This is a genomic window from Staphylococcus ureilyticus (assembly GCF_025558845.1).
Taxonomy (GTDB): domain Bacteria; phylum Bacillota; class Bacilli; order Staphylococcales; family Staphylococcaceae; genus Staphylococcus; species Staphylococcus ureilyticus.
This window is the reverse complement of the sequence record NZ_CP094825.1, coordinates 1,148,490-1,167,657: the sequence shown is the minus strand read 5'-3', so window position 1 is coordinate 1,167,657 and position 19,168 is coordinate 1,148,490. Positions and strand designations below refer to the sequence as shown.

Annotated in this window: 17 protein-coding genes; 4 read left to right on the top strand and 13 right to left on the bottom strand. The window is 31.1% G+C overall.

Going from position 1 to position 19,168, the window contains the following annotated elements; genetic code table 11:
- The first annotated feature begins 16 nt into the window (after nt 1–16).
- Nucleotides 17–772: a MerR family transcriptional regulator gene (locus MUA21_RS05705; RefSeq protein WP_262562127.1), complete on the top strand. Its 756-nt coding sequence runs from the start codon at nt 17–19 to the stop codon at nt 770–772.
- Nucleotides 773–1,709: 937 nt separating this feature from the next.
- On the opposite strand, the gene MUA21_RS05700 is transcribed toward MUA21_RS05705, so the two are convergent.
- Nucleotides 1,710–2,906 carry an SAM-dependent methyltransferase gene (locus MUA21_RS05700; protein WP_133171182.1) on the bottom strand — a complete coding sequence of 399 codons (1,197 nt, stop codon included), beginning with the start codon at nt 2,904–2,906 and terminating at the stop codon, nt 1,710–1,712.
- A gap of 197 nt (nt 2,907–3,103) precedes the next feature.
- Here MUA21_RS05700 and MUA21_RS05695 point away from each other — a divergent pair, with 197 nt between their 5' ends.
- Complete coding sequence (locus MUA21_RS05695; RefSeq protein ID WP_073342169.1) at nt 3,104–3,625, top strand: HdeD family acid-resistance protein; 522 nt, start codon at nt 3,104–3,106, stop codon at nt 3,623–3,625.
- 399 nt (nt 3,626–4,024) lie between these two features.
- Here the strand turns inward: MUA21_RS05695 and MUA21_RS05690 are convergent, their stop codons facing one another.
- The 10 genes from MUA21_RS05690 to MUA21_RS05645 form a co-directional block, all read right to left on the bottom strand.
- On the bottom strand, nt 4,025–5,284 hold the full coding sequence (locus MUA21_RS05690) for an aminoacyltransferase (RefSeq protein ID WP_262562126.1): 1,260 nt from the start codon (nt 5,282–5,284) through the stop codon (nt 4,025–4,027).
- Between the two features lie 32 nt (nt 5,285–5,316).
- A complete protein-coding gene (locus MUA21_RS05685) occupies nt 5,317–6,576 on the bottom strand; it encodes an aminoacyltransferase (protein ID WP_046208312.1) in 1,260 nt (419 codons plus the stop codon).
- Between the two features lie 292 nt (nt 6,577–6,868).
- The gene (locus MUA21_RS05680; protein ID WP_262562124.1) at nt 6,869–7,528 is read right to left on the bottom strand and encodes a type 1 glutamine amidotransferase domain-containing protein; all 660 of its coding nucleotides are present in this window, start codon (nt 7,526–7,528) and stop codon (nt 6,869–6,871) included.
- Between the two features lie 132 nt (nt 7,529–7,660).
- The gene (gene trpA, locus MUA21_RS05675; RefSeq protein ID WP_262562123.1) at nt 7,661–8,392 is read right to left on the bottom strand and encodes a tryptophan synthase subunit alpha; all 732 of its coding nucleotides are present in this window, start codon (nt 8,390–8,392) and stop codon (nt 7,661–7,663) included.
- A complete protein-coding gene (trpB, locus tag MUA21_RS05670; RefSeq protein WP_073342178.1) occupies nt 8,385–9,599 on the bottom strand; it encodes a tryptophan synthase subunit beta in 1,215 nt (404 codons plus the stop codon). The genes trpA and trpB overlap by 8 nt, the downstream gene beginning before the upstream one ends.
- A gap of 2 nt (nt 9,600–9,601) precedes the next feature.
- A complete protein-coding gene (locus tag MUA21_RS05665; RefSeq protein ID WP_262562119.1) occupies nt 9,602–10,231 on the bottom strand; it encodes a phosphoribosylanthranilate isomerase in 630 nt (209 codons plus the stop codon).
- Entirely contained in the window at nt 10,228–11,010 is a 783-nt protein-coding gene (gene trpC / locus MUA21_RS05660; RefSeq protein ID WP_262562117.1) for an indole-3-glycerol phosphate synthase TrpC, read from the bottom strand. The genes MUA21_RS05665 and trpC overlap by 4 nt, the downstream gene beginning before the upstream one ends.
- Nucleotides 10,994–12,010, bottom strand: a complete 1,017-nt coding sequence (trpD, locus tag MUA21_RS05655) for an anthranilate phosphoribosyltransferase (protein WP_262562115.1) — start codon at nt 12,008–12,010, stop codon at nt 10,994–10,996. The genes trpC and trpD overlap by 17 nt, the downstream gene beginning before the upstream one ends.
- Complete coding sequence (locus MUA21_RS05650) at nt 11,979–12,575, bottom strand: anthranilate synthase component II (RefSeq protein WP_262562114.1); 597 nt, start codon at nt 12,573–12,575, stop codon at nt 11,979–11,981. Before MUA21_RS05650 ends, trpD begins: the two co-directional genes overlap by 32 nt.
- Nucleotides 12,572–13,981 carry an anthranilate synthase component I gene (locus MUA21_RS05645; RefSeq protein ID WP_073342184.1) on the bottom strand — a complete coding sequence of 470 codons (1,410 nt, stop codon included), beginning with the start codon at nt 13,979–13,981 and terminating at the stop codon, nt 12,572–12,574. Before MUA21_RS05645 ends, MUA21_RS05650 begins: the two co-directional genes overlap by 4 nt.
- A gap of 718 nt (nt 13,982–14,699) precedes the next feature.
- Between MUA21_RS05645 and MUA21_RS05640 the strand changes: the two genes are divergently transcribed.
- Nucleotides 14,700–15,791 carry a prephenate dehydrogenase gene (locus tag MUA21_RS05640; RefSeq protein ID WP_046208321.1) on the top strand — a complete coding sequence of 364 codons (1,092 nt, stop codon included), beginning with the start codon at nt 14,700–14,702 and terminating at the stop codon, nt 15,789–15,791.
- Nucleotides 15,792–16,089: 298 nt separating this feature from the next.
- On the opposite strand, the gene panD is transcribed toward MUA21_RS05640, so the two are convergent.
- Nucleotides 16,090–16,473, bottom strand: coding sequence for an aspartate 1-decarboxylase (gene panD, locus MUA21_RS05635; RefSeq protein ID WP_046208322.1), 384 nt, complete (start codon nt 16,471–16,473; stop codon nt 16,090–16,092).
- Nucleotides 16,474–16,599: 126 nt separating this feature from the next.
- Here panD and MUA21_RS05630 point away from each other — a divergent pair, with 126 nt between their 5' ends.
- Nucleotides 16,600–17,472 carry an oxidoreductase gene (locus MUA21_RS05630; RefSeq protein WP_262562112.1) on the top strand — a complete coding sequence of 291 codons (873 nt, stop codon included), beginning with the start codon at nt 16,600–16,602 and terminating at the stop codon, nt 17,470–17,472.
- A gap of 293 nt (nt 17,473–17,765) precedes the next feature.
- On the opposite strand, the gene MUA21_RS05625 is transcribed toward MUA21_RS05630, so the two are convergent.
- Nucleotides 17,766–19,037 carry a Y-family DNA polymerase gene (locus tag MUA21_RS05625; RefSeq protein ID WP_107526219.1) on the bottom strand — a complete coding sequence of 424 codons (1,272 nt, stop codon included), beginning with the start codon at nt 19,035–19,037 and terminating at the stop codon, nt 17,766–17,768.
- Nucleotides 19,038–19,168: the final 131 nt, after the last annotated feature.

Below are 19,168 nucleotides of genomic sequence, written 5' to 3'. Positions count from 1 at the left end.
TAAGGAGGTAAATTAAATGCAAATGACAGTTAAACAGATTGCAGATTTAGTAGGTATCAGTGTGCGTACGTTACATTATTATGATGAAATTCATTTATTAAATCCTACCAAACTGTCTAAATCAGGGTATCGGCTATATTCAGAAGCAGACTTAGATAAACTTCAACAAATATTATTTTTTAGAGAGCTAGATTTTCCTCTTAAAAAAATTAAATCAATCATTGCTAGCCCATCCTTTGATAGACAAGAAGCATTAAAAATGGACAAACAATTGCTTATAAATCGGAAAAATCGAACCGATCAAATGATTCAAACAATCGATCAAACGTTACGCTATATGAGGGGAGAAATAACTATGACAAATGAAGAAAAATTCAAGGGTTTTAATTTTGACAATTTACCCAAAAGCTATGATGAAGAAGCACGTAAAAAGTGGGGCGATACTACCGTTACGAAAGCGAACGAGCATATCAACTCATGGTCAGATAAAGAAAAAGATGTAAAAACTAAAGAAATGAATGATATCTTTTCAACTTTTGCCAATTTAAAAAGCCAATCGCCAGAATCTGCTGAAGTCCAATCAAATGTGCAAAAATGGTATGATTATCTAAATTCAAACATAAATTTTGATTACACACTAGACATCTTTGAACGTTTAGGTCATATGTATGTTGAAGACGAACGATTCAAAGTAAATATAGATAAATTTGGAGCTGGCACCGCTCAATTCACTAAAGACTCAATTGAAGTTTATGTAAAGAACAATCAATAATCATATACGCCTTTATTAAATCAAAAAAGTTACGATTTGATAAAGGCATATATTTTATATGACATTATCTGTTAATTACGTTAAATAACTACGTCAAAATCAACAATAATAAATTATAGATTTACAGCAAATATTTAACATACAATCTAACTTACTGGCTATAAAAACACATGGTCGTTTGATATTTACAGTCATGAATACAGTATTAGTATAGATAACTCATAATCTAATTCAAACAGAAACTAAAATATAAATTAATGCAAAATAGGTGCCCTATATCAAAATATTCATAACTTCCTATAATATATATTATGTAAACTAAAATGTTAACTGAAATATGTATGCCGATTTTCGTCTTATTTAAAAGATATTTATCACTTACTTTATTAAAGTCCAAGTATTACTTAATCTAGGTTTGATAAATCATCAAAAACTTTACGTTTAAAATGAATTGAAAACATACATTAACAACAATTTCAATTTAAATATGTCTGTCATTTGCATTTTAATTTTTCAACAGCAATGCTCAATATATAATCTTACTGTAGAGATCTAAATACCGATAACAAATTTATAAACAAATTATTGTTCGCTCATTTGCAACAATGTCTATTTGCAACAATGTCTATTTGCAACAATGTCTATATATTGTACACAAAAACAAAGTTCAACGTTCAAAAATCAACTTCTCAGCGCTTCAAAATGATATAGCTTTATTAAAATAATTACAAGTTTTAAAAATATAAGCGAGAATGCTATCAAACATTACTCGCAATATTCTTTAACTGTATGGTTTTTAATTAAAACTATAATATTTATAGTTTACATAACATAAATAAAGTAAACTATAAATACCGATTACTTTAAGTACTATATAAATATAAATGGTGTTAAAACAGAAAATTAAGTTTCAACACCATTTATCAAAATTTTTGTATTAATTATCACAGTATAAATAATCTCTTGTCATTGGAAGTTCATTATTAACACCTTTTGTGATTAAAAATTGATGCAAATCGGAAACACCACATGTGAAGTTTGCCGCACATGCATTTAAATACAAACGCCACATTCTTATAAATCGCTCATCAAATTGTTCGCGTACTTTATCTATATTTGCTTCAAAATTTTCTGCCCAGTTACGTAAAGTTAAAGTGTAATGCCTTCTTAAGCTTTCTACATCTACAATTTTCAAGTTATTCTGTGACATATTGTCAACTAATGCTCTTATTGAAGGAATTGCACCTCCGGGGAAAATATATTTAGTGAGAAAGTCGTTACCTTCTACTTCAACAAGTCCAGTAATACAATGTAACAATGCCACACCGCCATCGTTCAATAACTTATGTGTATTTTCCATGAATATAGGAATATGATCATGCCCAACATGTTCTAACATGCCTACACTTACAATTCGATCAAAAGTTCTTTTTTCATTAATAAGTTCTCTATAATCCATTAACTTAACATCCACCTGGCCAATCAAACCTTCAGCCTTTATGCGCTCTTTTGTTTTGATATATTGTTCTTCACTTAATGTAATACCTAATGTTTGAACATTATATTGTTTTGCAGCTTCAATAATAAGATGTCCCCATCCAGATCCAATATCCAATAAACTCTGGCCAGACTGTAAATTTAACTTTTTTAATATATGGTTAATCTTGTTAACTTGAGCGGTATATAACGAATCTGCTTTCGTTTTAAAATATGCACATGAATAATTCATCGTTTTATCTAACCATAAGCGATAAAAATCATTGCCTAAATCATAGTGAAATGAAGCATTTTCTTTAGCATTTTTTTTAGTGTTTTTATATTTTTTTCGAGAATGCACATGCTTTTGCTTAGGTTTATTTATAAAACTTCTTTGTTGTGAAAAAATGGATTCCATAATATATTCTAAATCCCCATCGACTTCAATATCTTTATCCATATAGCCTTCAGCTAATGCAATCATGGGATTTGTTTTTAGCAGTTTTTTATTTAGCGGTTTGTTAAAAATTAAATGGAATTTAGCAACTCCATCGTTATAATTTACCACTGAACCATCCCAAAACGTTACACTAAACGGATCAGTAGCTAAATTTTTTAGTATCTTTTTATAAATTGATTTTTGAATCGAAATACCCATTAATCAAACACTCCCTAACGTAAAATGAATATTTATTTTAAAACCCTATATCTTATACATTGGACCTAAATATTGATTAAATCAAACAAAACAGATTACTTTATTATTCATTTTTGTTAACATAACATTATTATGATTTATGAAAGTGTTGAATTCTTTCATTACGGGTAAATGTAATTGTGATTGGAGTGAAAAACATGCAACAAAAAACGGGAATTAGATGGTCCAGTTTATTAATTGGTGTTTTCTTCTTGATTATAGGTGTTTTTATCATTAGTTTTCCTGAAGAAAATTTATTCGCTATTACCTGGCTAATAGGTATTTTATTCGTTATTACCGGTTTCATTGAAATTTTTGTGAGACGCATTATGAAACAAGCTACGCAAAAGGGTTCAAATTTGCTGATTGTCTTAGGTATTATCAACATCATCATCGGCATACTTATATTATTTAATGTAGTAACAAGTACGACATTTATTGTTTACTTATTCGCTATATGGTTTATTATTAATGCAGTTTTAAATATGTTTACAATTACACCTGCAGAAGGTTCAAACAAACGATTTCATATGGTATCTATCTTATTAAATATCATAGAAATTATATTTGGTGTAATTTTATTATTTAATCCATTAATCGCTGCTGTTGTTATCGCTGTATTTATGAGCGCAGTTTTCTTTATTATTGGAATAACTTATCTCATAGACGCCTTACGTTAATTTATTCTTTTAAAAATGCATTTAAAATGTAAATGTATAGTAAGCACATTTTAAAATTATAATAAATTAATAATATGTTATAAGAATTTACTATTTCAATTATAGAATAAAATAATATTGCGCTTCTTATGAGTGAGTTATATACTAAAAATGTGGAAACAACCAGAATAGACATCGCATGATTATCCACATAAAAGGAGTGGGCAGAAATCTAATTTTCAGCCGCGGCAAAAATGACTAGAATTGAAAAATTATTAGGGTTTATCAGAGCTTCAGTTCAGTCATCTATTGCCAAAATAAAATGAGGTTCGGCGAATACATTATGTCGCTGCCTTTTTTGAACATAAGAAAGCATACTGGCTTAGGGCTTATATACCAGTATGCTTTCTTTTTTATTTTTTATTTTTTAATTTTTTTCCTAATATTGTTAAGCGTATTGAATAACTTATATTTTATTTTTTTGATTGGTTTATAAAAATCACCAATTAATTCTTCGATTTGTACACCGAAACCACGCTTAAATCGGTAAACACCATAGTCTTCACTATTTTCAGTGAAGTCACCAGATAAGCCATAGAAATTATAACGACCATATCCGTGATCAAAACAATAATTAATCATAAACCAATGCATCATATATGGCCCCATATATTGGTTGTATTTCTCAGATGACCCACCTGAGAAGTAATTCACTTCATATGCATTAGCAAAATATACGCCTGCTGCAAGATTTAAGATTGAGCCATCTGTCTGTCTTAATTCACTCGCATGTAATAATTCTTTTTTATCATGTTCAATTTGTTTATCGATTTCAGCAATTTTTTTCAATTGCTTGTCAGATTTATTCTCATTTTGCATCATTTGATCTCTACGTGCTTCTTTTTCATTAATACTTTCTTGTGTATGCGTAACATATTCATCTAAATCAATATAAGCTAGAGGAATCAAAGCTTTATCCCCATAATTATCTATGAAATTATAGAAATATTCATCCGTTTTGGATACAAAACCAGCACGTTTTTCAGTTTCACGATAAAGTGATAAAAAGATATCAAATTCTTCTCTTTCTAAAAATCTTACTCTCACGCCGAAATTAATAGCTTTATTTATATTTCGTTTTCTTTGACTATCAAACTGTTTTTTTAATGACGCAGGTGTTTTACCATCTAAATTAAGCACACCCATCCATCTAACCTGACTTGATGTATCATATTCTGTTGTAAACCCATGATGCGTATATCCATGAGATTTAAATAAATTAACAAGCGCATCATTTTCTTGATGATCAGCCATTGGATGAATATCTTTATCATAAATTTGGTATATCCAATAAGGATCCATTTTTACATATAAGCAATTTTGTTTTTGAAGATAAGTATCTAATTCACGTAAATAGAAATCAACTAAACCTAAATCTTTATAATCCATGACTGGACCACGGTTTGAATAATAAACATAGCTTCCCATAGTTGGGATTTTAGAGAAAAGACTAGCTGCGATAACTTGATTATCATCATCTTTTAAGCCTAATAAAACAACTTGAAAACCATCTTCTTCTCTAGTAGCTATATTTTCTTTTACTTGAAAGTAATGACTCTCTAATGCTGGATTTTGTACAAAATTGTCATATTCTTTGACAGTTAACTCTGTAAATTTCATTATAGCTAGTTCCTTTCTAAATATAATACATATTACTTTTTATCTTTTAATCCCTTTAACATTGTATAAATTTTGTACATTGGCTTATTGATTGGTTTTATAAAATCACCAACATATTCAACTACATCAGCGTTGAATCCTTTTTTAAACTTCACAACACCTGCATCTTCTGCTTCTTCTGAAAAATCACCACTAATGCCATAGAAGTTATATCTATCGATATTATTATCGATTGCATAATTAATCATTTTCCATTGTATTGCATAGCTTCCTGCAAAATGTCTAAACTCGTTAGATGTTCCTCCTGCATAATACACTACTTCGTATGGATTGACGATAAAGAATGCTGCTGAAATTGGTAATTCATTACCGTGTTGTTCTTGTAATGATTTAGCTTCATCAATCTTTTGTTGATTTGCAATAAGTTGTTTTTCTAAATTTTCTTTTTTATTATATGCTTTTTTATTTTCTGGACGTTTTTCTATATCTTTAAGCGCTTTGTTAATATCTTTACTTAACACTTCACGCTCTGACTTGAGTTCATCGATGTATGCTTCAAAATCCATATAAGCTAATGGCACTAATACACGATTCTTATAATACTTTAGTCTATTGTAATAGAAGCTGTCTTCTCTATCATCAAAATCTTTCGATTCTGAAGTATCTTCCATAAACGAACGGAAAATTGGTAATTCATCTTCGCCTAAGAATCTGACTTTCACACCATTTTTTTGAACTTTTTTTGTATTACGTTTACGCAAACTATCCATATCATTTAGGACATCTTTTGCTGTCTTATCTTTTAAATCTAAAACAGAGTGGAATCTTATTTGAATAATTGGATCAAAACCAGTTAAAAACCCTTGATGTTTATATCCAAGTTGCTTCATTTTATCGAAAATCCAATCATGACCAGCATTTTCTAATACATCTCCATCATGATTTCGATATTGATATGCAAGGTATGGATCTACTCTTAAATACAATGCATTATGTTTTTTCACATATTTAGCTAATTCATTGAAAAAATAATGGACAAGTTCTTTATTTTCGAAATCAATCACCGGTCCACGATTTGTATAAAAATATTTGAATATTTTCATAACCGGTACAGCAGTTAATAAGCAGGCTGCTATAACTTCATTTTCATTATTTTTCACGCCTACCAAATGCGTTTCTGTACCTTCTGCAATTTTCAACTCATAATTGCCTACCATTTGTGTAAAATGACTGTTGGGCATATGGTCAACAAATGCACCAAACTCTTTTGCAGTTAAATTCGTAAATTTCATTTTATATACTCCTATTTGTCTATAGTACTTTATTTCGAGTTTAAACTTTAATCTTAATTATTATACAATATTCAATTATAAAACTAAATCGATACCCTAGTTAGAATTACTAAATGCTACAATTTACTTATAATTTATGTGTTGTTTTATTATAGCATTACTTTTATTCTAACAAAGAATAACTATTTAAACACAAATCTTAATTAAACTATGAAAAAATAAAAACTACTAACAAGTTTTATACTTGTTAGCAGCTTAGGTTATCTAAAATCACCTGGTTTTTAAAGACTAGCTATTTTAAGGCATCTTTTAGTGCTTCACCGATTGCTACACTAGATTGAGGATTTTGGCCAGTGATGAATTGGTTATCTGTTTCAACATGTTCTGTGAAGTTATCTTTTGGAACAAATTTAGCGCCTTGTTGCTCTAATTCTGTTTGCGTTAAAAATGGTACTTTATTTTCTAGTCCCATCGTACGCTCTTCATTATCTGTAAAGGATGTTAAAGTAACACCTTCTACAAGATATTTACCATTTTTGTCTTTTGCACCGACAAATGCACTTGGACCATGACATACAGAACTGATAAATTTGCCTTCATCTTTAAAATCAGACAATATATTCGCTAATTTTTGATTATGCGCGAAATCAAATAATGTACCGTGACCTCCTGGTAGGTATACTGCATCATATTCTGAAACATTAATGTGATCTATATTTGGCACATCACTAATTTTTTCTACAAATTGTGCGTATTTCGTCAATTCATCATTTTGAGTTGAATTTGGATCTAAAGGAATTTCTCCACCCTCAATTGAAACGATATCTACGTCGATACCTGCTTCCGTTAAAATATGATGCGGTTCACTTGCTTCCTCTAACCATAATCCTGTTGGTGTACCATCTTCATATTGTGCTCTACTTGTTATAATGAATAAAACTTTTTTATTCACGATTGTCACCTCTTCATTTATTTAGGTTTTTATCTGCTTGAACTCAGTTAGAATTCAATTCTGTGTTTCGATATTGACTATCTATTTCAAACAATACCCACCTAAAATAAACTTTACACATCAACCGTTAATTTATACATCATCTAACGCTGTTCTAATAGATTTTAGATATGTGATTGTTGATGCATTTTGATCTTGTTCAAACCGTTTAACAATTTCACTACCGATGACTACACCATCAGCTACTTCGCTAATATCATTAACATGAGCTTTAGTTCGGATACCAAAACCTGCCACTACAGGTACATGCGCTTTGTTTTTAATTTTTTCAATTTTTCGTTTCAGCTCTGGATGGAACTTTCCATTTTCTCCTGTTGTCGCATTCATTGTAACTGTGTAGATAAACCCTTCCGCATTTTCAGCAATTTGATTGATGCGTTCATCAGATGTTGTCATAGCAACTAATGAAATAATATTAACTTTACGGTGAGGATGTCTATTTTTTAATTGTTGGACAAGTTCATGTGGCAAATCAGGTATTATTAAGCCATATACACCAGCTTTCTCACATGCGTCAAAAAAAGCGTCTTCTCCATAATGATTAATGATATTGATATACGTCATAAGTACGTATTGACTGTTTATAGCATCACGATGTGCAGTCAGTTCATCAAAAATATATGTGATATTCACACCTTGTTGTATGGCTTTATTACCGGCTTCCATAATCACTGGTCCATCAGCTACTGGATCTGAAAATGGCACCCCTATTTCAATAATATCGGCGCCTGATTCACCTAATATTTTCATGTTTTCAATAAAATTTTTGTTCCCCATGATATAGGGAATAAATAATTTATGCATTACTTTCGCCACCTTGTCTCATGTAATTTCTAATTGTTTCCATATCTTTATCACCGCGCCCTGACACAGTAACAACAATGATTTGATCTTTATCCATAGATGGTGCTAACGCTTCTACAAAACTTAGTGCGTGTGCACTTTCTATCGCAGGTATAATACCTTCTGCCTGAGTGAATTTCACTAAGGCATCCATAGCTTGTTTATCGCTAGCAGTTGCATATTTAACTCTACCAATATCATGATAATATGAATGTTCCGGTCCTACACCCGGATAATCTAACCCAGCTGAAATGGAATGTGCTAATTCTATCTGTCCATTTTCATCTTGTATTAAATACATTTTCGTACCATGTAAAATACCTTCTTTTCCTTTATTTATTGCGAGTGCATGTTTGTCACTGTCAATGCCCTCACCTGCTGCTTCAACACCATATAGCGCCACATCATCTTGAATAAATGGATAAAACGTACCAATTGCATTTGAACCTCCACCTACGCATGCAACCATCGCATCTGGTAAACGTCCTTCCTTAACTTTGATTTGATCTTTGATTTCATTACCTATAACTTTTTGGAAATCCCTCACTATAGTTGGAAATGGATCTGGACCTAAAGCAGATCCTAATAAATAATGTGTATCGTCTACATGACTTACCCAATATTGTAGCGCCTTATTAACTGCATCAGATAACGTACCCTGACCTTCCGTTACGGGTTCAACTTTTGCACCAAGTAATTCCATTCTAAATACATTTAATTCTTGTCTTTTGATATCTTCTTCACCCATAAACACTACGAGCTCCATATCAAACAGTGCCGCTGCTGTCGCACTAGCAACACCATGCTGTCCTGCACCTGTTTCTGCAACTAATTTATTTTTGCCCATTCTTTTAGCTAAAAGTGCTTGACCCAAGGCGTTATTAATTTTGTGAGCACCGGTATGATTTAAATCTTCTCTTTTTAAATATATTTTTGCGCCACCTAGCGCTTTTGTATATGATGCTGCATATGTTAACGGTGTCTCTCTTCCTACATAATCTTTTAAGTAATTATTCAGTTCATTTTGAAACTCAGGATCTATTTTAGCTTCTCCATAAGCTTGTTTAAGTTCTTGAATTGCTGGCATTAACGTTTCAGGGACATATTGACCACCAAAATCACCAAAAAATCCAAATTCATCTGCTTCTGTCTGTATGTTTTTAACCATATTTAATTAACTCCTTTTACAAGTTCTATGATTGCTTGCATTTTATTGCTATCTTTTATACCATTTGTTTCGATACCACTTGCAATATCATAACCATTGTGATTTAAATTAAGTTTACTTATACTTTGAATATTTTTATAATTCATTCCGCCAGCTATTAAAAAATCTACATTTTTTATATCTTTTAAGATTTCCCAATCATAGGATTGGCCAGTACCACCGTAAGCAATTGAAGGTGTATCAATTATAAATTGATCAACAAAATCTTTATAATATTGTATGTCTTTTGCTAATGTATTTGCATTTTTTGCAGGCAAGGCTTTAATAATTTTTATATTACTTTTTTTCTGACGTATAAAATGGATAGTTTCTAAATTTTCTGTTCCATGTAATTGAATGGTAGTAATATTTGTATTATCTATGAGATGACTGATTGTTTGATGATCTGGATTTACTACAATTACTACTTTGTCTTTATCTTTTGGTATTAAATTTGCAAATGCCTGTATCTTATCAATTTCCACATAACGTTTACTATTGGTATAATGAATAAAACCTATTGCATCAATATTTAAATCTTTTGCCTTATTTACATCTTCAAGTGTTTTAAAACCACAAAATTTCAATTTCATCCTTTCACCTTATCTAACTTAAGACTTGGTAAAAACTTACTTAAATCATCACATTTCATTAAAGATTCACCAATAAGCAAACCATCAATACCTGCGTTTACAATGTTTAACACATCTTGTTGGTTACGTATGCCACTCTCAGAAATATAATAATAACCTGCTTTTTTATTTTCTAAAATTTCATTGGTATGCAAAACATCTGTTACAAATCGTTTTAAATCTCTATTGTTTACACCAATAATTTTGGGATTCAACTTGTAAGCTCGTGCCAACTCTTCTTTATCATGAACTTCTACTAAAACTTCTAAATTTTTTGAAGTCGCGTAATCATATAATTCTTTCAACTGCTTGTCGGTTAATACATTTACAATGAGTAAAATAATAGACGCCCCTGCTTTTTTGGCAACATCAATTTGAATAGGATCAACTACAAAATCTTTACACAATACTGGTAAATCTGTGACCTGTGTCAATGTTTGTAATCGTTCGTAACTTCCGCCAAAATAATGTTCGTCTGTTAAAATTGAAACTGCATTAGCACCAAATGCTTCATACGCCCTAACTTGTTGTGTTAAATCTCTTCCTGGAAGTTCAGATAATGTCGGACTTTTTGATTTTATCTCAGCAATTACTGATAATTGATCAGCTTGTAATAACTGTGATTCAAACGTTTGTTTATGCGTGATGTCTATTTCCTTAAGGTCAGATAATTTTTTTGTATAATAACCGCTTTGTAACAATTCCTTTTTATAAACTACGATTTCATCCAATATAGTCATACGTTTTGCCTCCCATTTTGTTGTATTGTTTGAGCGCATCTCCATTTTTAATCAGCATCTTTGCTTTATGAACACCTTCTTGAATGGTAGCAGCTTTTTCAGAAACATATAATGCAATACCTGCGTTCAATAGCACCACATCTCTTTTCGCACTTTGATCTTTACCATTTAATATTTGTTTTGTGATTTCTAAATTTTCCTGGGGAGTTCCCCCTATTAAATCTGCATTCGGTGCATAATCTAACCCTACATCCGTCGCATTAATAGTATAAGATTTAATATATTTATCTTTCGTTACTTCATATAGTGTGTTTTCCCCAGATAACGTAGCTTCATCCATACCATTGGCTCCATGTAAGACGATTGCTCTCTTTCTACCTAAATCAGCTAATGTTTGAGCAATTTTATTTAACTGTGAAGGTTCATAGACACCCATCACTTGATAATCTAATTTGAACGGATTAATAAGTGGTCCAGTAACGTTAAAAATAGTTGGATTACTAATGGCTTTCCTTAACGGTTGGATATGTTTCATAATTGGATATGTTTCAGTCGCATTTAAAAAAACAAGCCCTTGTGCTTTTAAATGCGTTACTGTTTCCTCAACATTTCGCGTTGGAATACACATTGCATTTAATAAATCGGTACTCCCTGAAGCTGACGTAACACTTCTATTACCATGTTTAATCACTGGTACACCTGCACTAGCCAATACAAAAGATACTGTTGTTGAAATATTAAAGCTATTAGATTTATCTCCACCAGTCCCACAAACGCACATACTATTAGGATAGGTTGGTTGTTCAGGATACATAGACCCTATTAAACTTTTCGACATATATGTTAATTCTGCTTGACTAGGTTCTCTCTCTGAAAAGGCTTCTAACAGTTCTCTTTTAGTATCAATTTCTAATTGATTCGTGATCAATAATTCTATAAATTCATTCATTTGTGCTTGATTAAGGGGTTTATACTGTTTTATATGATTTTGTAGACTCAATATAATTGGCCTCCTCTACTATATTTAAAAAGTTACTTATGATTGCTTCCCCATATTCTGTCGCAAAAGATTCTGGGTGGTATTGAATACCAAAATGTAAATAATTAATATGTTCAAATGATTGAATACTATCTTTTGTTTGAGCAGTTATTTTTAGTGTATCTGGTAACGTTTTTGGGTCACTAATCAATGAGTGGTACCTCATTATTTCAGAATATTCTGTAATATTCTGGTATAGTTTAGACTCACTTACAATCTGCATTGTATCTTTTTTTCCGTGACATATTTTTTTACTTTGGATAACATCTCCCCCGTGGTAACATGTCAATGCTTGTGATCCCAGACATACACCTAATATCGGTTTATATTTATAATGTTCAATAATATTGAGTAAATGGTTAGTATCTAACGGATGTCCAGGGCCAGGTGATATAACCAAACCATCTATTTCTAAATCAAATATATCTGCATCGTCTGGATATTTAATAATTACATCAGAAGTCTTTCCTACAATATCGACTAAGTTATACGTAAAAGAATCGTAATTATCCACTACTAATATCATGGTGTAACCTCCAATAAACTTTTGGCTTTTAATTTTGTTTCTTCTAATTCTTTTTCAGGTATTGAATCATAGACGACACCACATCCTGCTTCTACATTGATATACGTTTCATCAATCATCATTGTACGAATCGCTAAGGCAAAATCTAGGTCATGATTACAGTTGATATATCCTATACCACCACTGTATACACCTCTTTTTTGAGGTTGTGCTTCATATATTCTTTGTATCGCTCTTAATTTAGGTGCACCAGACACAGTACCCGTTGGTAATAAACTTGCGATTACAGTCATCGGTGAATAATTTGATTTCAGCTTTCCTGTTACCTCACTCACAATATGCATCACATGTTCATAGCGTTCTATTGACATTAATTTTTCAATTTTAGAACTAGCAATTTCACTTACTCTATGAATATCATTTCTACCTAAATCAACAAGCATGCTATGTTCGCTTATCTCTTTTTCATCGTTGATTAACTGTTTTTCATTTTCAAGATCTTCTTTGTCAGTCGTGCCCCGTTTTATTGTTCCAGCTATTGGGTTTGTTACTACATTTTGTCCTTTCACTTTGACAAAACTTTCAGGCGAACTACCTACAATAATCGGTTCATCAAAATTCAAATAATACATATAAGGGCTTGGGTTTTGTCTCTTTAAATTTTGATAAAGCTGATAAGATAATTGTTGTAAATTCATTCCAAAATCATGTTTGTACTTATATATAATTGAAGGTACAACTTGAAACATATCTCCTTGTTGTATCAGCGATTTCATTTCGCTAACAGTTTTTTTAAATTGATCAGGAGCAATATTTGACTCAATTGCTTTTGCTTTTGTGTCATTTTTTATAGGTGCAGGATATATATTTACGTCTTGTAACTCATCAACATGACGTTTGACACGGCGTGCTAATTGTTCTTCACTTTCATTTGAAAACAAGTTTGTGGATATAACATATAGATGCTCTTTGTAATGATCAAATACATATACATCCTCTACCATGTAAAATTTAGCATCGTGTTGTTTATGGTCAGCTAAATCGATTTGCTTTAATACAGGAAATTCATGTCTTACCAAGTCAAAACTACACGATCCAACAAATCCTGATACAAACGGTAATTGTGCTAAATCCTTATCTTCTATTTCTGCTTTATATTGATCTATAAAAGCTTTCAACTTTTCATATGGTGCTTCGTTTTCTATTTCATTTTGTCTATCATTGTATTGAATGACCATATTTTCATTATCTAAAGTCACGGCGCCGTACACATCAAATATTACAATTGAATAGCGTCCTTTTACTTTAGATTGTTCTGTACTTTCTAATACTATTTTTCGTTTTTTCAATCTTGCCAATGCTTCTGGTGTTACTTCAGCATTTATCCTTTGATATTGTACTTTCATTTTTATTCCTCCTCATAAAAAAATCAGCATCCTTAAATATTAATTAAGGACGCTGATGCGCGGTACCACCTAAATTAGTAGACATTATCAGTCTCATCTACTCACTCATTTAATTATGCAATTTTAATCCAACAAAACCCAATTTCAGTATGTGTAGGTGTTAGTTTTCATCTACCACTAACTTTCTGCTTGCTACCATTCACAACTTACTACATTTTGTTTTTTTATAAAAAAACACCACACTAACGCATGCTGTAAGGACGCGTTACCGTGGTGCCACCTTAGTTAACAATTTCATTGCTCACTTTAAATGCTATTATATTATCCTCACGTTTAAAAGCCCAATTCACAATATATGTTGTGCTAATTTTCATCTGCCATTAGCTTTCTACTTGCTACAAATCATATACGCTACTTTATCTTTCAAACGACAACTATCGTTGCAAAATGAATTAACTAGAATAATACAAGTATCATTTAATTTTGTCAACTCTTATTTTAAATTTCTTCAATTTATTTAAAGTTACTTAGTGACTAACCTTTTTAAATATATAGCCTTTGTTTTAGTTAAATCGTTTCGAACCAAAAGTGTTTTAAAATCGTGTCCTTATATGTTAATTCTGTTTATGAAATAGAAATTGAAACACGTATTGCGAATTAACTTCACCTACTATACAATGTTACTATTCTGAAAATTTTGATAGAGGTGGTCAGCAAAATGAAACAAATACTTTTTGTAGGTTTAGGCTTAATTGGTGGTAGTCTGGCCAGTAATTTAAGATATTATCACAATGACATTGAAATTACTGCATATGATGCAGATCGCTCTCAACTAGAAAAGGCTTTATCTATTGGAATTATTGATTATCAATCTAGTGATTATAAAGCCTGTGTAGAAAATGCAGATATTATTATTTATGCCACGCCTGTGCAACAAACAATCAAATATTTACAAGCACTACCAAACTATCAAACGAAGCCTAATGTCATCGTTACTGATACTGGCAGTACTAAATTGACAATTTTGCAATATGAGCAATATCTTTTAAATCACAATATCCACTTAATTGGTGGTCACCCAATGGCAGGTAGCCATAAGTCCGGTGTGCTCAATGCAAAGAAACATTTATTTGAAAATGCTTTTTATGTTTTAGTTCACGATGAACCTGCAAATGATAAAGCTTTTGATGAAATACGTTTATTACTTAGTACAACAAATGCTAAATTTATTGCTACCAATCCAAAAGAACATGATTTTGTAACAGGCATTGTTAGTCATGTCCCTCATATCATTGCATCGAGTCTCGTGCATTTAAATGCAAACCATGCGTCTCACTCTTCACTTGTTAAGACACTTGCTGCTGGAGGTTTTAGAGATATTACAAGAATTGCAAGTGGCAGTCCAATTATGTGGCGTGATATTACCATTGAAAATAAAAATACCATCGTTGATATATTAAAAGAATGGAAATCACAAATGGAAGATGTCATCACGCTCGTTGAAGAAAATAAACCGGAGGCGTTATATGACTTTTATAATGACGCAAAAGTATATAGAGATGAATTGCCACTTAAATCACAAGGTGCACTGTCTATAGAGTATGATCTTTATGTAGATATTCCTGACAAACCAGGTATGATCAGCCAAGTAACACACATCTTAAGTTTACATAATATTTCTATAAGCAACTTAAGAATATTAGAAGTTCGTGAAGATATTTATGGTGCATTAAGAATTAGCTTTAAAAATCCTGAAGACCGAAAAAAAGGTGCTGAAGCATTAAGCGACTTTGATACTTATATTGAATAGACTTTATCTTATCTTTATAATTTAATAACTTCATTGTGATTGTGTTAAGTAATTGCTTAATTTAATTTTTATTTGCACAAATGCAAAACTTGAAAAAACATTTAAGTCAGTTACTTATTTAGAAGCTGTTAAATATTAATTAGTTCAATGTCAAAATAAAAACGTTTTAGTATATGACAAAATATGAGCCTAGCGCAAGTTTTCTAATAAAACTTGCGCTAGGCTCATATCATTTAGTTCTTTTGTCGATTGCATTTGAATTAAAACTATCCAATATATCAAACGCTGTGCTACATATTTAATTTATCAATTTCCCTTCTTCTTCTTGTATCATCTCTATAATTTCATTATCTTCATTCATAAGTGCAACTTTTGGACTATGATTTAATGCTTCTTCTGCTGTAACTTGTACATAAGACATGATAATAATAATATCATTTACTTGAACAAGCCTAGCAGCTGCACCATTTAGGCATATTTTTCCACTATTACGTTCTCCTTCAATCACATAGGTTTCTAATCTTTCTCCATTGTTATTATTCACAATTGCAACTTTCTCATTTGGTAATATATCTACCGCATCTAAAATATTTCGATCTATCGTGATACTTCCTACATAATTAAGATTAGCTTCTGTTACACGTGCACGATGTATTTTTCCATTCATCATAGTTTTTATCATTTGTTTTATACTCCTGTTCAAAAAATTAATTTTACATTTTTAGTTGATTAACACTTTATTATTTATTACTATCATAAGCATATCTATTATAATTTTATTTTCTAAATAAACGGAGGTCAACTATAAATGAAAAAAATAGGTATTATTGGTCCTGGCGCTGTCGGTAGTTGTATCACAGTTCAACTTTTAGCAACAGAACATAAAGTCTATTTAATTGGTAGACGTAATGCGTGCATTATCTATCAAGATCCTTCGAAAAATGTAAATATGACACTTAATGTTGTTACAGCATCGGACATTACCGAACCATTAGATATTATATTCATCGCTGTTAAAATCCCACACTTAGATGGATTATATAAACAAATTAACCATTTAACTCAAGATACTACTCTTGTTATATTAGCTCAAAACGGATATGGACAACACTTTAAGCTCCCTTTCCCAAATATGTATCAAGCTGTAACTTATATTAGTGGTCAAAAGACTGATCAACACGTGATTCACTTTAGAGATGAGATACTTCACTTACAACAAGATGATAACACAGAGTCATTGAAAAAAACATTAGCTTCAAGTGGACTTTCACTTGTGTTACATAAAAACATTGAAGTGGAAATTTGGTATAAACTATTAGTTAATCTAGCAATCAATACAGTTACTGCGCTTGGAATACAGCCTGCTTCTATACTCAAACAACCTCATATTTATTCGCTATGTGTATCGCTATTAAAAGAGGGTTATATAATAGCTAAACACTCTGGTATTAATTTTTCTGAGGATGTTATTGATGAAATAATGACAATTTATCAAGGTTATCCAGATGATATGGGAACAAGCATGTATTATGATGTACTTGCAAATACTCCATTAGAAATCGATGGAATACAAGGTTTTCTATATCGACAAGCGCGAAAGTATAAATTAACGACACCGCACCTAGATACGATTTATGCTTTGTTATTATCTAGACATCATGTTTTTTCAAATAATTCATAGTAAGCATGTGCACCCTATTATTTTATACATGCTTCTTATGCTGATATTATATTTACAGTTTGGTGGGTGTGTGTTTATTTTAACCTTACGTAGTATAGACAAGACAATTCGTTAATGATGTTATAGATATATGATTTAAATTGTGTCGTTAAACGCTCACTCAATTTGATTTAATAATTATTTTTGGAACGGGCCACCCCATATAAGCTTATTTAAAATGATACCCGTTCCACATATTGATAATGAAGTTAATTTATAACTACTTTAAATCTTTAGTTTATCATTATTCCTTTTCACATTTTATGGCCTGCCATAAGCCCTAAACGCCCATGTTTTGTACCTGCGTCTGTATAAGAGATTGCTTTAGATACGATACCCTTACCAAATTTTTGATGTAACGCGTCAATCGTTTTGGCCAATTTTTCATTTCTTTTTCTTTCGTATTCATCTATAAATAAATTCAATTGTGTATTTCGCTCATCTATAAACTGTGTGAGTGAAATGCTCACCGTTCTATATAGCATTGTTGAATCACATAATTTGTCAGCTAAAGATTCTACCACCTTGAAAATCGTACCTTCTAAATTAGTTGGATCCTCTAATGTGTATTGCTTATGCACCCCTCCATGATCACTATAACCAAATGAAAAATGTATCGTCTTAGCTAATTTATTTCTTGCTCTAACACGACTCGCTACATCCTCAATTAACTCCTGCATCACTACTTTAGCTTCCTCATAACGATAATCACGCATCAATATTTGACTTTTACAAATCGAGGGATTAACTACACTATACTTGTCTCTTATTCTACTTTGATCAATACCATTCGCATGTAAGTGTAAATCCACACCTACTGTACCAAAATCCCTTTTTAAATATTGATATGGATAATGCGCTAGATCTCCTATAGTAAAAATACCGCGTTTATTCATTTTTGTTTCTGTTTTTTTACTAATTCCCCAAAATTTACTCAATGGTGAAATAGGCCAAAGTTTGTGTGGCACATCTTGATATCTCCATTCAGCAATAAAACTATTAGTATGTTTTGCTTCTATATCCATTGCAACTTTACTCAATAACATATTTGAACCAATTCCTATTGAACAATGTATACCAGTTTCTTCTAGAATTTCATATTGTAGCTTTTTGCAAAAAGATTGAATTGTACTACTAAATCTGTGATAACTATTTGTTACATCCATAAAGAACTCATCAATGCTATATTGATGTAAGTCTTCCGGAGCGACATAGCGTAAAGCAATTTTAGAGATTGCTACTGAAACTTCCAAATATTTTCTCATGCTTGGATTGATAATATATATATCATTTCTATGAGGAATTTCGAATAATCTCGATCCTGTTTTAATACCTATAGCTTTTAGTGGACCCGTAGCAGCTAATACAACTGATCCCTGTCTCTTAGTATCTGCAACAACTGCTAACTTTTCTTTCATTGGATCTAGCCCTTTTTGTATACAAGAAACACTTGCAAAAAAACTTTTCTGATCAATACACAATATATCTCTTTCCTCTAGCAGATTGTAATCATAAAATTCATACATATGACATTCCTCCCCTAATCACTTATATTATACAAGAACAAACGTTCTATTTCAACTTAAATAAGAACGTTTGTTCTTATTATTATTTTTATAATTTTGTGAATTTTCATGCTATAATATATAAAAATAGA